Genomic DNA, 14,089 nt, shown 5'->3' with positions numbered 1-14,089 from the left:
GCCCAAGGCCAGCCCTCCGTCAAGCAAACGAAACGAAGGGTTCCAATTGTCTTGGAGGCATCGCCGGCACAATCGCAGTTGACGTCACATTTTCTCAACTAACCTCTTGAACAAGCTGCAGTTTTACCTGCATGGCCGAAGTTTTCATCAACCTTGCAAGGCCTCGTCTACTGCTCCATAATTGGTCAATTCTTTCAAAGCGATAGAAGAAACGGCGGGCGGCGATCATAATGACTGCCTGCGCGGGGCTCGGCCATGGCGTTGTTTGGCGATCTGGATTAAGCTTTCGTCAAATGGTGGGTATCGCCCGCCAGTCGATCCGGAGAGAGAACGATGGAAACGATGAGCAGCATCTTAATACTTGGATTGGTCCTCATTCCATTGATGATGTTCTTTCCGACTGCGGTTCAGATGATGGCGACGCTGTTCGGCATGAGCACGGTCCTGGTCGGGATGCCGCTCTGATGAAGGCCGTTTCCGACGACGCTGCCGAACAGGCGACCTTCCAGGTCCTGACCCGGGCGCTGGACAAGCTGCTCGGGCCGATCCGTTTTCTCCTCGATGATCCGAGCGTGTCCGAAATCCTGATCAACGGCACATCCGACATCTTCGTCGAAAGGCGAGGCAAGCTCGAACGCGCCGATGCGCGTTTCGCTAGCCGCGAAGACCTGGAATCGGCCGCGCGCAGCATCGCGCAGTTCTCCGGCAAGCGGCTGACGCCGGAGGAACCGAGCGTCGAGGCCCGTTTGCCGGACGGTTCGCGTGTGCAGATGATCCAGCCGCCCGCGTCCCGCACCGGGCTTTGCATCTCCATTCGCCGCTTTTTGAAAGAACATCGCAGCATCCACGATCTCGTCACCCAGGGCAGCTTGACCGACGAGTCGCTGACGCTGCTGCAGGCGGCCGTCGGGCTGCAGAAGAACGTCATTATTTCCGGCGGCACCGGCACCGGCAAGACGACGATGCTGAACGCGCTGTCGGAAGCCTTTGCCGACCACGAGCGCATCATCGTCATCGAGGACACGTCCGAACTGCAGATCCGCAAGGAGCACGTGGTCTATCTCGAAGTGACGAAGCCCGACCGTTTCGGCCGCGGCGGCGCCAGCATTCGCGACCTGTTCCGGTCGTCGTTGCGCATGCGGCCCGACCGGGTCATCGTCGGCGAATGCCGCGGCGGCGAGGCGCTGGATATGATCCAGGCGATGACGTCAGGCCACAGCGGCAGCCTTTCGACGGTGCATGCGAACACGCCCTATGACTCCCTGCACCGGCTGGAAACGCTGGCGTTGATGTCCGATATCGACATGCCGCTTCGGCCGCTGCGCGCTCAGATCGCCTCGGCGGTCGACGTCGTCGTGCAGATCGCCCGCTTCAAGCGCACCGGCCGGCGCCGGGTGATCGAGATTTCCGAGATCAAGGGCCTGAACAATGACGGCCAGTATATCGTCGAAAGCATCTACAAGCTCGAGGGCGACGGCCATTCCAATCCCGATGGCGCACTGCTGTGGACCGGTGTCGTGCCGAGCTTTGCCGCCGATGCGCTGGAAGAGCTGCAAGGCGCCGCGCGCCCCGAATGGGTCGGCGCCGCCGCGCTGCATACAGCTTAAACCTATTGGCGGACGCTACTTGAGAACTGTCTGCCCGACTTTCGAAGCTTGGTAAAACAACCAATTCCACCGGCCCCTCGTCGGTGTCCGGATGTGTCTCGTAGAGGATTATATAGGAGCCTCAACGAGCATGAATGCGGTGGGACGGACACTCAAAGTCGCTGTTCAAGCTGAGCAATAGGGAAACGCGTTTAACGGTACAATTGCAAATAGTAATCATTCAGAAGTTGAATTGCGATCCCATCCCGGCTAGTCCAAATAGAGCACCTAATCCGACGCGCCGGAGAGAAAGACGATGGATGGACTGCAAACTCTTCACGATGAAAGGCCTGCAGCTGACGGCGAACAACTAAGCCGCCAGGAGCGGAGATGCCTCCAACTTTACTTGAATGGGCTCAAGGATGCCGACATCGCAAGGAGGCTGAGCCTTTCGATACATACAGTACGCATGCATCTCACCCGTGCACGTCACCGCTTGCACGCGCAGTCGAGAGTTGAGGCTGTCGCCAAAGCCCTTAGAAGCGGAATCATTCATGCCAGCCTTCTACTTCTACTGAATTTATCGTTTGCTCTTGGCATGTTCCTTGACGAAATAAGCCCGATAATTTGATGAACGGGAGAATGAAATCCCAAATTTCGGAGAATGCCATTTTTGATGAAACACCATTTTAGGGCATAAAATCATACTATCAATCCTCAAAATACATGACTTGTCGTAGATTGCACGCAGCAAAAATTCATCCCACGATTTAATTATACCCTCGTTGGGGACGGGTATTTCGGGGACGTGCGGACATGCCAATTCACGATCGCGAAGCTCCTGGTGGAGCTCTCGGACTCCTTTCATGGCCCATTGCCGGCGCAGCGGTCTTTTCAGGAATTATCAACATTCTTGGCTTTACCGCTCCGCTTTTCATGTTGGAAGTGTACGATCGCGCCATTCCGAGCGGTAGCGTCCCCACCTTGGTCGCCTTGATGCTTCTTGCTGGCGGTCTTTATGCCTTTTCAGGTCTGCTCGATATCGTCCGGGGTCGGACGATGAATCGAATAGCTGGGACGATGGACGCGAAGCTCACCCAGCGGGTGTTCACCGTCATTGCAGGATCGCCGTTGCGTATGCGCAATGGCGGCGATGCGTTAAAACCCGCCCAGGAAGCAGATCAGGTTCGGGCCTTTCTTGCCGGGCCCGGGCCGGCCGCCCTTTTCGATCTCCCATGGATGCCCGTGTATCTCTGCGTCTGCTTTTTGTTGCATCCAATGATCGGATGGCTGGCGGCTGGCGCTATGATCGTGCTGGCAGGCCTGACCATTTTGACAGATTGGCAAACCCGCTCGTTGACGCGACAGGCCGCTGCGGCCGTCGCGCGACGCAATTGCTATGGCGAAGCCGCGCACGCCAATGCGGAGGCAATGGCGGCAATGGGAATGACGAGCCGCGCAACGGCCCGATGGGACGAGGCGCATTGGCGCTTCACAACGATCCAACGTCAGGTAGGCGATATTGCCGGCCTATTCTCGGGGATGTCAAAAACTGTACGCTACATGGTCCAATCGGGGTCATTGGCGCTCGGCGCTTTCCTCGTGATCCAGGGTGATATGTCGGCTGGCTCGATCGTAGCCGCTTCGATTATTGTTTCCCGCGCGCTGTCGCCAATCGAGCAAGTCATCAGCAACTGGAAGAATCTTTTGGCTGCGCGGCAGGCTTGGCATCGACTGAAGGAGGCGTTCGTCTTGTTTCCGGAGGAACAGCCACGGACGACACTGCCTCCCCCGTCATCATCACTCACAGTCGAAGCTGTTTTCACGTCACCGCCGGGGGAGCGCCGCATGACCGTGCAAAACGTATCGTTTCGCGCCGATCGTGGAACGGTTATCGGCATCATCGGTCCGAGTGCATCCGGCAATCGACCTTAGCACGCGCGATCACAGGCGTGTGGCCCTTGGCAAGAGGAGCCGTTCGTCTTGACAACGCAAGCCTTGATCAGTGGTCGAATGATGAACGTGGCCGACATATCGGCTATATGCCTCAAAGCTCGAATCTCCTTCCCGGCACCATTGCGGACAACATCGCTCGCCTGGAACCGGAACCGGACCATGCCGCGATCATCGCAGCAGCGCTGGCAGCCGGTGTACATGAAATGATTGTCGGGCTTCCGAACGGCTACGAAACTGAAGTTGGCGATGGCGGTCTCAACCTATCTGGCGGCCAGCGCCAGAGAATTGCCCTCGCCAGGGCGCTCTACCGCGACCCCTTCCTGATCGTGCTCGACGAACCAAATTCCAACCTTGATGGAGAAGGCGATGTTGCTCTCGCCAAGGCCATAGTAGGCGCCCGCGCCCGTGGTGCAATCGTGCTTGTCGTCGCCCATCGAAGCAATATCCTCGCCCTCGTCGACTTTCTGCTCGTCATGGAGAACGGCGTAGCAAAAGGCTTCGGACCCCGCGACGCGATTCTCAAATCTATCCAGCAACGTCAGCTAAAGCCGGCGCGTACGGCGCCCGGACCGGCTTTGACGGTCATTGATGGCGAGGGGGCATAAGAGATGAGTGGAGTTACGCGGCTCGATCCCATCGCCCATCGCTCGAAACCAGACAATGTGCAGACCCTTACGCGGTCGCTGCGCAGGCATTTGGTCGCCGGCGTCGCTGCGATCACGCTTCTATTCGGCGGGGTGGGTGGTTGGGCTGCCACGACGGAGCTTTCCGGCGCAGTGATCGCCTCGGGGCGTCTCGTTGTCGAAGGCAGCGTAAAGAAAGTCCAGCACCAGGTTGGCGGCATTGTAGCGGAACTGCTGGTGCGAGAAGGACAGGTCGTTGAGGCCAGCGAAGTCGTTGTTCGCCTCGATGCAACGGTCACGCGCTCGAACCTTGCGGCGGTCGCCACCAGCCTAAATCAGCTTCATGCGCGTAAGGCCCGTCTCAAGACCGAACTTGACGGGCTCGTGCAGGTGGAAACACCGCTGGCGTTGCACCAACGGCTTTCGCCCGAACAGGCGGAAGCCGCAATGGCGACGGAACGGAGACTGTTTCGGGATCGAACCGCCGCGCGTGACGGACAAAAGGCGCGATTGCGCGAACAGACCTCGCAACTGCGGGAACAGATCTCCGGGTTGGATGTGCAACAGCAGGCGAAGACACGGGAGATCGCGCTCATCGGCAAGGAGCTGGAGGGCCAGCATCGCCTGTTTGACATGGGGCTCACATCGATGAACCGCGTCAACAGCCTCGACCGCGATGCGACCCGGCTGGAGGGCGAGCGCGGTCAGCTGGTCGCTTCAATTGCGGCGACGAAGGGCCGTATCGCTGAAATTGAATTGCAGTTGCTTCAGGTTGATCAAACCATGCGGGCGGACGTGGCAACAGAGTTGCGGGATGTCGAAACAAAAGAATCCGAACTTGTCGAGCAAGAGGTGGCTGCCCTCGACCAGCTCAAGCATATCGAGGTCAAGGCGCCGATTGCAGGCACCGTCCATCAATTGTCGGTGCACACCATAGGCGGTGTGGTCACTCCTGCCGAGACGTTGATGGAGATCGTCCCGCGCGAAAGCCTGCTCACCGTAGAGGCTAGAATCCGGCCACAGGACATCGACCAGGTCGCACCCGGCCAACCTGCAACCCTCAAGTTTACGGCATTCAACAGGAATACGACGCCGGACCTGAACGGCTCCGTTCTGCGGGTCGCGGCCGATCTGGAGACCGACGACAGGACGGGGATCAGCTTCTACCGGGCGTCTATTTCCATTCCGGCTTCGGAACTGGGTCTCATCCAAGACCTCAAGCTCCTTCCGGGCATGCCCGTGGAGGCTTTTGTCCGAACCGATGACCGCACTGTGGTGTCGTATCTTATCAAGCCAATTCGTGATCATGCCGCGCGCGTCTTCCGCCACGACTAGTCGATCGGCTGTCCCGGCAGATGGGACAGCCCCAAAATATCTGAGCGAGGAAGTACCCCTTCGCGACGATGAGCAGGGCCATCGAGCCTACCCCAAACTTCAAGGAGTGAAATGCAATGGCGACTATCACCGGCGACAACAGTGCAAATTCTCTTCCGGGAACGAGCAGCCCGGACCTGATCTATGCCTATGACGGCAACGACACCGTCCTCGGCGGCGACGGCGGCGATTATATCAACGGCGGGCGAGGCAACGACAACCTCTACGGTGAGCTCGGCGATGATGTATTCGAAATCGGCGGTTTCGGCAGCGATATGGGCCTCAGCCCCGCAGGTGGCCTCAACAACGGTTGGGACAATTTTTTCGGGGGAGACGGATATGACACGATCCGCATCCTGCCGACGGCCGGCTACTCGTGGACGGCGATTATGATTAATTCGCTCAACAGCATCGAGGCGCTTGATAATACCAGCGGCGGACCCGGCTATGTCTTCTTCCAGGGCACGGTTGATTTCTCTTCGGTCGTTTCGATGACCAACATCACCCAGATCCAGGGTACGACCGGCAATGAGACCTTTATCGGCGGCGCCCTCGCTGAGACAGTGTTCGGTGATGCCGGCAATGACACGTTGAGCGGCAATGGCGGCAACGATCAACTCTCCGGCGATGACGGGAATGATAACCTCTACGGCGGCCTGGGGAATGATTTTCTGCTCGGCGGCACCGGAACCGACAACCTTTCTGGCGGCGTGGGAGATGATCGTCTCGAAGGCGGAGACGGAACAGATAACCTTTACGGTGATGACGGCGTTGACGTGCTGCTTGGAGGGGTGGGAACCGATAACCTTTACGGCGGCATCAACAACGACGAACTCTATGGCGGAAATGACGCAGACAAGCTTTACGGCGGCAGCGGGGATGATGTTCTGTATGGCGAGGCCGGCGCAGACCAGTTCTGGTTCCAGGTCGGCGAAGGCACTGATATCGTCTTTGACTATGTCGACGGAACCGACAAGATCGGCATCGGAGCCTCGATAGCAGGGATCAATCTGTACAACTACAACGGATCGGCACTGCTTGAATTCGTGGCGACGGGCGCGACATCAACGTATGCGTTGCTGAACGGCGTCGCCCCGACCGCCATCGACGGCACGGATTTCCTGTGGGCTTAACGTGATCGACGGGCCGCCGCCAATAAAATCTTTGGCGGCGGCCTTTATTCGCGCAAAGATTGCACACGCGCAAGACTATATTAATATTCGCATTGCAATCTAGCGGTATCCATAGATTCACGTTCGTTATGATGACGATCTCCAATAACGCCTCATGAGGATGGCGCTCAACAGAGAGGACATCATGGTTTCCGTTTCATCTTCCGCTGCTTCCGGCAATTCAACTGCGCTGACCCTTCTCAAGGGCTCTTCCCAGTCGGCCGCGGCGGCGACAAAACAGTCGGCCGCCAGCCAGATTCTGTCATCCATTTCCGGTGTCAATATTGATCCGCTGAAGCAGGCGGAAGGGCAGATCACCCGAATCCTGCTTGAAAGCGGCGGGCAGTTCATCATCGGCGGCGCGTTTTCAGACATCACCGGCACTGACAAGGACGACATTATCCGTGCAGGGCCGGGCAGCGGGGTGAACGGCGGGGACGGTGACGACATCATCAGCGGAAGCTTTCTGATGGATATCAGCGGTGGCACAGGAAACGATCAGATATCAGTCAGCACTGACAGCACGATCGACGGCGGCGGCGGCAACGACGCAATCTCTGTCGGCAATAGAAACACGGTGGCTGGCGGCGCAGGCGACGATACGATCTCTGCGGGGGGCAATAATACGATTGATGCGGGTGCCGGCAATGATACGATCTCTGCAGCATTCGAAAATACGGTGATTGGCGGTGTCGGCAACGATACAATTGGTGCCGCGCATCGCAATTCCATCGATGCCGGTGCCGGCGACGATACAATCTCTGCCGGGATCGGAAACACGATCACCGGCGGGACCGGGAATGACAAAATTACTATTAGCGGGCTCCAGGCTGAGAGTTACGGAAGCGGAAGCTCCGGATCGACCGTCAAGTTCGAGGTCGGCGATGGACAAGATTCCATAAGCCTGATCCAAAGCTCCTCCACCGTTGAGTTGGGAGAAGGCTTCACAGCTGAGAATACAAAGGTAACCATTACGGGCAACAAGGCTACGATTTCTTTCGACGGAAACGATAACGATGGAATCTCGGTGGATTTCTTCTTCGGCAGCGCGCTGACGCTCTCCTTTGCCGATGGCAATAGGCTGGAGGTCAAGCCAGGCGAAACGGCGATGCCGAGTTTCGTGTCATCATACGGACAAGTCTGACCAAGCGCCCTCGCCGAAAAGGTGGCGCGTTGCAAACCGTGCGATGCAACATTGAAGCCAGCATGGCTTTTCGGGCTCCAGCGATACGTGCTGGAACCCAGGCTCTCGTTATGATGACGATGCGCCGTCCTTTTCAGCGCTGGCCGCCATATGCGCTAGATCCTCCCAGAGGCTTTCGGCAAAGCTGCGCAGGACCGTAAGCTCGAAGCTGTCATCGCCGGTGCGGACGATCTGCACGGAGAGATGACCGATCATCGTCATTGCCGAATGGCCTTCCGGAAAGACGGAAGGATCGAGATCGACGGCAGCCCCCCTTGAGAGAAGTGCCCGCGAAGAACGGCCGGAAACGCCGATCCGCACGCGCCCGTGGCTCTGGTCCATGACGAAGGCCTTTCCCGCAAGCGCTGCCGCGAGAGCATCGAGGCTGGCGGGCACGAGCGGCTCGTCGCCGGCGACGAACCATTGCCGGAAACCCGCCCGGCGGATTGAACTTTTCGCAAAGCCTGCTTTCACCAGTTCCGCGGCGAGCGCGGACGGCTCGATTGCGCCGAGCACATGCAGGAGATGGCCCTCCGGCAAGGCTTCCAGCCGGACGCCTGACCCTGAGATGCCGTTATATGCCATGCCGGCCAGAACCGGTTTGTGTTGCGGAAGATCACGCATGGAGCTTCTCGTTTTCGGGATCGATGAAGACGGGATGGCAGAGCACTGCATCGGTGAATTCGTTGCGCAGGCCGTTCCAGACCGTCACCTTTTCACCGATGCGCTCCGGCCCACGCCTGACGAGCGCCAGGCCGATCGTATGGCCGAGCCCCGGCGAAAAGGCGCTTGATGTCACGTAGCCCTGGTCGTTTTCGAGCGTCGCCGCAACGCCGTCGGCGAGAATATGCGAGCCGGTGCGGAAACCGGTCGCCGGATTAAGCGGCTTGACGCCGACGAGGCGCGGCCGCTCGGGATCCTGCAGCCCTTCGCGGGCAAGCATTGCCTTGCCGATGAAATCCGGCTTGGTTGATGAAACCATGCGGCCGAAACCGAGGTCACCAGGCGTCACCGTGCCGTTGATTTCGGCATGGGTGACATGGCCCTTTTCGATGCGCATGACGCCGAGCGCTTCGGCGCCATAGGCGCAGATGCCATGTTTTTCGCCCGCCGCCATGACCGCATCGGCAACACCTTCGCCGTAGCCTGCCGGTACCGCCAGCTCGTAGGCGAGTTCGCCCGAGAAGGAAATCCGGAAGAGCCGGCCTTCGAGGCGGCCACCGAAGAGGGAGACCTTGCGGGCGCTCATGAAAGGGAAGGCCGCATCCGACAAATCCTCGTCGACGATCTCGGAGAGGATGGCGCGCGACTTCGGCCCCGCGACGGCCATTTGCGCCCATTGATCGGTCGAGGAGGCGAAGCAAACGTCGAGTTCCGGCCAGAGCGCCTGGGCGCAGAATTCGAGATGGGTCAGCACGCCGGCGGCAAGTGCGGTCGTCGTCGTCATGAAGAAATGCTCGTCACTGAACCGGCTGGTGGTGCCGTCATCATAGATGAAGCCGTCCTCACGCAGCATGATGCCGTAACGCGCCTTGCCGACGGCGAGCTTGGCGAAGCCGTTGCAATAGATGCGATCGAGGAAGGTCGCGGCATCCTTGCCTGATATTTCGATCTTGCCGAGGGTCGAGACGTCGCAAAGGCCGGCATTCTTCCGGATGTTCAGCACCTCGCGGTCGACGCTTTCGCGCCAGGTCGCCTCGCCGGCGCGCGGAAACCAGGACGAACGGTACCAGAGGCCGGTTTCGACGAAGACCGCGCCGTTCTTCTCGGCCCAGCCATGCAGCGGCGATTTGCGCGCCGGCTGGAAATGTTTGCCGCGCGATGTCCCGGTCAAAGCGCCGAAGGAAACCGGCGTATAAAAGGGCCGGAAGGTCGTCGTTCCCACCTCGGCGGGCGACACGCCGCGCGCCTCGGCAAGGATGCCGATGGCGTTGATGTTGGAAAGCTTGCCCTGATCGGTCGCCATGCCGCTTGTGGTGTAGCGCTTGGCGAGCTCGACATGGCCGTAGCCTTCGCGGACGGCGAGACCCAGATCTTTGAGATGCACGTCGTTCTGGTAATCGACGAAAGCCTTGCCCTTCGAGCCTTTGACCGACCAGAGCGGCTTTGCGTGGGCAGCCGTCTCGGAAGCCGCGGCAAAGGCCGGTTCCGCCGTGCCGAAACCGATCGCCTTCAACGCGGCCGCTGCCTTTGCAGCGCCATCACCGAGGCAGGTCGTCGTTTGCGCAAGGCCGGCAGCCGAACCGGCAACGGCAAGACCTTCCTGCTGGACGGGCGCCAGAAACGCCGAGGCCTCGTCCGACCATTGCGGTTTCGCGCCGCGATGGCAGGCAAGATGGATGATCGGGCTCCAGCCGCCGGACATGGCAAGCGCGTCCGCTTCGATCCGACGGGTGCCGGTTGCTGCCTCGACGCTGACGACGCGCAGGCGCTTGCCGCCGAACGCATCGATGATCCGGGCGCCCTTCAGTACTTCGGCGCGGCCCTGCCAGCTCTCGGCCGCATCCGCCCGGCTGTCGACGATCGCCGCGACTGCGAGGCCGGCGGCCTCGAGATCGGCAGCGGTGCGGTATCCGGCATCGTTGGTGGTGAAGATGACAGTGCTTCTGCCGGGCGCGACCGCCTGCCGGCTGAGATAGCTGCGCATGGCGCCTGCCATCATCACACCGGGAATATCGTTGCCGCCGAAGACGAGCGGCCGCTCTTCGGCGCCGGTCGCAAGGATCGCCTGGCGGGCGACGATGCGCCACAATCGTTCGACGGGGCGTTCCGGGTCGGGCATCGCCACATGCTTCTGCACCCGTTCGACGGCGCCGAAGACATTGTCGTCGTACCAGCCGAACACCGTCATGCGCGGCAGGCGGCGCACGTTCGGAAGTCCCGCCAGCTCGGCAAGCAGCTGTCCCAGAAGCGCGTCCGCCGGCTTGCCGTCGACAGAACCGCTGTCGGAAAGCAGGCTGCCGCCGAGTTCGGGTCCCTCGTCGGCGAGGATGACGCGCGCGCCGGCGCGGCCGGCGGTCAGCGCCGCGGCAAGACCGGTCGGGCCGGCGCCGATCACCAGCAGATCGCAATGCGCCCAGCATTTCTCGTAGCTATCGGGATCGGCCTCGTAGGAGGCCCTGCCGAGGCCCGCCGCTTTGCGGATCACCGGCTCGTAGAGCTTTTCCCAGAGGGCCGCCGGCCACATGAAGGTCTTGTAATAGAAGCCGGCGCTGAGGAAGGGCGACAGCAGCCCGTTGACCGCGCCGACATCGAAGCCGAGCGAGGGCCAGCGGTTCTGGCTCTTTGCCGTCAGCCCCTGGTAAAGCTCGATCATCGTCGCGCGCGTATTCGGCTCGGTGCGCCCGCCGCTGCCTGTCGTTACCAGCGCGTTCGGTTCGGCAGCGCCCGCCGTCAGAATGCCGCGCGGGCGATGATATTTGAAACTGCGGCCGACGAGCTGGACGCCGCTGGCAAGCAGTGCCGAGGCAAGCGTGTCGCCCGGATGGCCTTCGAGCGGCCTGCCGTCGAAGGTGAAGCCGAGCGTCGTGGCGCGATCGATGCGGCCGCCGGAGGAAAGACGGAAGCTCGTCATGCCGGTTCTCCGCCGAGCTTGGAAAGGGCGGCATCCCTGACGCCGTGGACCGCATGGGTGACGGTATCGCGTTCGACGATCAGCCAGCGGCGGCATCCGGAAGAGTGGTGCCAGTATTCGCTGTGCCGGCCCCTCGGATTGTCACGCAGATAGACATAATCGAACCAGGCCTCCGCACCGGCATCCGGCGCCGGCCGAGCAAGGCCCGCATCGCCGCGGATCGAAAATTCCTCCTTCGGTCGGGCGCCGCAATGAGGACAGGAAATCAAGCTCGCCATCTTAAATGTCCTCAGTGCAGATTGGGCTGGGCGCCGACGCCCTTTTCGTCGATCGGGTAGCCGCGCGCGAAGCGGTCGAGCCGGAAGGCGCGGGCGGTCTGATGCGGCGTATCGCGGGCGATCAGATGGGCGTAGCAGAAGCCGGAGGCGGGTGTGGCCTTGAAGCCGCCGTAACACCAGCCGGTGTTGAGATAGAGATTGTCGATATGGGTGCGGTCGATGATCGGCGAGCCGTCCATGCTCATATCCATGACGCCGCCCCAGGAGCGCAGATACCGCACCCGCGACAGCGACGGGATCATCGCCAGCCCCGCTTCGGCGACATGCTCGACCGAAGCGAGATTGCCGCGCTGAGCATAGGAATTGTAGCCGTCGATATCGCCGCCGAAAACGAGGCCGCCCTTGTCCGACTGGGACACGTAGAAATGCCCGGCGCCGAAGGTGACGACCGTGTCGATGAAGGGCTTCAGCCCTTCGGAAACGAAGGCCTGCAGCACATGGCTTTCGATCGGCAGGCGAAGGCCGGCCATATCGGCGACGACGGTGGAGTTGCCGGCGGCCGCAAGCGCCAGCTTGCCGCAGCCGATGAAGCCCCTGCTGGTCTCGACGCCGGTCACCTGGCCGTTCTCGGTGCGGATACCGGTCACCTCGCATTGGGTGATGATATCGACGCCGCGCTGATCGGCGTCGCGCGCATAACCCCAGGCCACCGCATCGTGGCGCACGGTGCCGCCGCGCGGCTGGAACAGGCCGCCCATCACCGGGAAACGGGCATTGTCGAAATCGAGGAACGGCAATTTCTTTCGCACTGCCTGCCGGTCGAGAAGCTCGGCGTCGACGCCGTGCAGCCGCATGGCGTTGCCGCGGCGCGTATAGGCGTCGCGCTGAGCGTCGGAATGGAAGAGGTTGAGCACGCCGCGCTGCGAGACCATGGCGTTGAAGTTGAAGTCCTGCTCCAACCCCTCCCAGAGTTTCATCGACAGCTCGTAGAAGGGATTGTTGCCCGGCAGCAGGTAGTTCGAGCGGATGATCGTCGTGTTCCTGCCGATATTGCCGGAGCCGAGATAGCCCTTTTCGAGGACGGCGATATTGGTGACGCCGAATTCCTTGGCGAGATAATAGGCGGTGGCAAGGCCATGGCCGCCGCCACCGACGATGATGACGTCGTAGTGCGGCTTCGGCGCCGGGTCGCGCCAGGCAGGCGCCCAGCTTTTGTTGCCACGAAGGCCGTTCAGGAAAATCGAAAGAGCGGAATAGCGCATGGGTCACCCCGGAAAGAACAGGTGCATGATGCCAGAAAGGGGAGGACGGACTTGCACAGAAGGGACATCAATCGCTAAGAAAGAGACATGTCCTCGCTTGATAGCAGAAATGTGCAGACGATCGGCTTCATCCTCATCCCGGGATTTGCACTGATGTCCTATGCCTCGGCGACGGAACCGCTGAGGGCGGCAAATCTTCTGGCCGGACGCGAGATCTATCGGCTGCAGGTCTTCTCGCCGGATGGCGCATCGGCGCTTTCCTCCTCGGGCGTCAGCGTCCCCGCCGAACCTCTGCCCGTCAGGGGCTCGGGTCTCGGAACGGCCTTCGTCTGCGCCGGCGGTTTGCCCCGCGACTGGCGCTATCCCGGCGTGCTTTCCTGCTTGCGGCAATTGTCGCGCGAAGGGGTGAGGATCGGCGGCATCTCGGGCGGGCCCTATCTGATGGCCGCTGCCGGACTGCTCGGCGGCCGCGACTTCACCATCCACTGGGAGCATGCCGCAGCCCTTCTCGAAGCCTTCCCGGACCTCACGCCGCGCCAGGCCCGCTTCATGATCGACGGCAACAGGATTACCTGCGGCGGCGGCATTGCGCCGCTCGACATGATGCATGTGCTGATCGCCGAGCGCATGGGGCCTGATTTCGCCCGCCGGGTCAGCGACTGGTATCTTCATACAGAGGTCAACGAACCCGCTGCACCCCAGCGCGCCTCGCTGGCGCAGCGTTACGGCGTCTATCATCCCGGTCTGCTCAGCGTTCTCGAACGGATGGAGGAGACGATCGAGATGCCGCTCGAGCGCGCCGCCATGGCGCGCATTGCCGGCGTCACCACCCGCCATCTCGACCGGCTCTTTTCGGCTCACCTCGGCAGTACCTACCTTGATCAATACCGCAGGATCAGGCTGCAGCATGCCCATCGGCTGCTGAAGCAGAGCCCGCTTTCCGTCTCGGAAATTGCGGTGGCCACCGGCTTTTCCAGCCTGAGCCATTTTTCCCGGATGTTCCGTATCGCCTACGGCATCGCCCCGCGCGCAGCGCGGCGGGAATAGGTTTTCTTCACGGTTGAGGAATTTTCACTATGAC

At 60.9% G+C, this 14,089-nt stretch carries 13 protein-coding genes; 9 read left to right on the top strand and 4 right to left on the bottom strand.

Annotation, left to right across the window (positions count from 1 at the left end):
* Nucleotides 1-333: 333 nt before the first annotated feature.
* From B5P46_RS35275 to B5P46_RS14455, 8 genes are all read left to right on the top strand, one after another.
* Nucleotides 334-465, top strand: a complete 132-nt coding sequence (locus tag B5P46_RS35275) for a hypothetical protein (RefSeq protein ID WP_012763633.1) — start codon at nt 334-336, stop codon at nt 463-465.
* A complete protein-coding gene (locus B5P46_RS14480; RefSeq protein WP_245456167.1) occupies nt 465-1,607 on the top strand; it encodes a CpaF family protein in 1,143 nt (380 codons plus the stop codon). Before B5P46_RS35275 ends, B5P46_RS14480 begins: the two co-directional genes overlap by 1 nt.
* Before the next feature lie 295 nt (nt 1,608-1,902).
* A complete protein-coding gene (locus tag B5P46_RS35520; protein ID WP_129419254.1) occupies nt 1,903-2,217 on the top strand; it encodes a response regulator transcription factor in 315 nt (104 codons plus the stop codon).
* Between the two features lie 185 nt (nt 2,218-2,402).
* Nucleotides 2,403-3,521, top strand: coding sequence for an ABC transporter transmembrane domain-containing protein (locus tag B5P46_RS34910; protein ID WP_245456165.1), 1,119 nt, complete (start codon nt 2,403-2,405; stop codon nt 3,519-3,521).
* Between the two features lie 17 nt (nt 3,522-3,538).
* Nucleotides 3,539-4,147, top strand: a complete 609-nt coding sequence (locus B5P46_RS34905; protein WP_245456163.1) for an ATP-binding cassette domain-containing protein — start codon at nt 3,539-3,541, stop codon at nt 4,145-4,147.
* A 3-nt stretch (nt 4,148-4,150) separates the two neighbouring features.
* Nucleotides 4,151-5,500: an HlyD family type I secretion periplasmic adaptor subunit gene (locus tag B5P46_RS14465; protein ID WP_129419253.1), complete on the top strand. Its 1,350-nt coding sequence runs from the start codon at nt 4,151-4,153 to the stop codon at nt 5,498-5,500.
* Nucleotides 5,501-5,616: 116 nt separating this feature from the next.
* Nucleotides 5,617-6,672: a calcium-binding protein gene (locus B5P46_RS14460; protein ID WP_129419252.1), complete on the top strand. Its 1,056-nt coding sequence runs from the start codon at nt 5,617-5,619 to the stop codon at nt 6,670-6,672.
* Between the two features lie 184 nt (nt 6,673-6,856).
* Entirely contained in the window at nt 6,857-7,855 is a 999-nt protein-coding gene (locus B5P46_RS14455; RefSeq protein ID WP_129419251.1) for a calcium-binding protein, read from the top strand.
* Nucleotides 7,856-7,963: 108 nt separating this feature from the next.
* On the opposite strand, the gene B5P46_RS14450 is transcribed toward B5P46_RS14455, so the two are convergent.
* The 4 genes from B5P46_RS14450 to B5P46_RS14435 are packed head-to-tail and all read right to left on the bottom strand — an operon-like array spanning nt 7,964 to nt 13,008.
* On the bottom strand, nt 7,964-8,518 hold the full coding sequence (locus B5P46_RS14450) for a sarcosine oxidase subunit gamma (protein ID WP_129419250.1): 555 nt from the start codon (nt 8,516-8,518) through the stop codon (nt 7,964-7,966).
* Nucleotides 8,511-11,468 (bottom strand): sarcosine oxidase subunit alpha family protein, encoded by a 2,958-nt coding sequence (locus tag B5P46_RS14445; protein WP_129419249.1) that lies wholly within the window; start codon nt 11,466-11,468, stop codon nt 8,511-8,513. Before B5P46_RS14445 ends, B5P46_RS14450 begins: the two co-directional genes overlap by 8 nt.
* Nucleotides 11,465-11,746, bottom strand: coding sequence for a sarcosine oxidase subunit delta (locus tag B5P46_RS14440; protein ID WP_027690120.1), 282 nt, complete (start codon nt 11,744-11,746; stop codon nt 11,465-11,467). The genes B5P46_RS14445 and B5P46_RS14440 overlap by 4 nt, the downstream gene beginning before the upstream one ends.
* Before the next feature lie 11 nt (nt 11,747-11,757).
* Entirely contained in the window at nt 11,758-13,008 is a 1,251-nt protein-coding gene (locus tag B5P46_RS14435) for a sarcosine oxidase subunit beta family protein (protein ID WP_129419248.1), read from the bottom strand.
* 87 nt (nt 13,009-13,095) lie between these two features.
* Here B5P46_RS14435 and B5P46_RS14430 point away from each other — a divergent pair, with 87 nt between their 5' ends.
* Nucleotides 13,096-14,055, top strand: a complete 960-nt coding sequence (locus B5P46_RS14430; RefSeq protein ID WP_129419247.1) for a GlxA family transcriptional regulator — start codon at nt 13,096-13,098, stop codon at nt 14,053-14,055.
* The last annotated feature ends 34 nt before the right edge of the window (nt 14,056-14,089 follow it).

The sequence above is a fragment of the Rhizobium leguminosarum genome (assembly GCF_004123835.1).
In the GTDB taxonomy this organism is placed as follows: domain Bacteria; phylum Pseudomonadota; class Alphaproteobacteria; order Rhizobiales; family Rhizobiaceae; genus Rhizobium; species Rhizobium leguminosarum_M.
The sequence above is the reverse complement of the archived record's forward strand: the minus strand, read 5'-3'. Positions and strand labels throughout refer to the sequence as shown.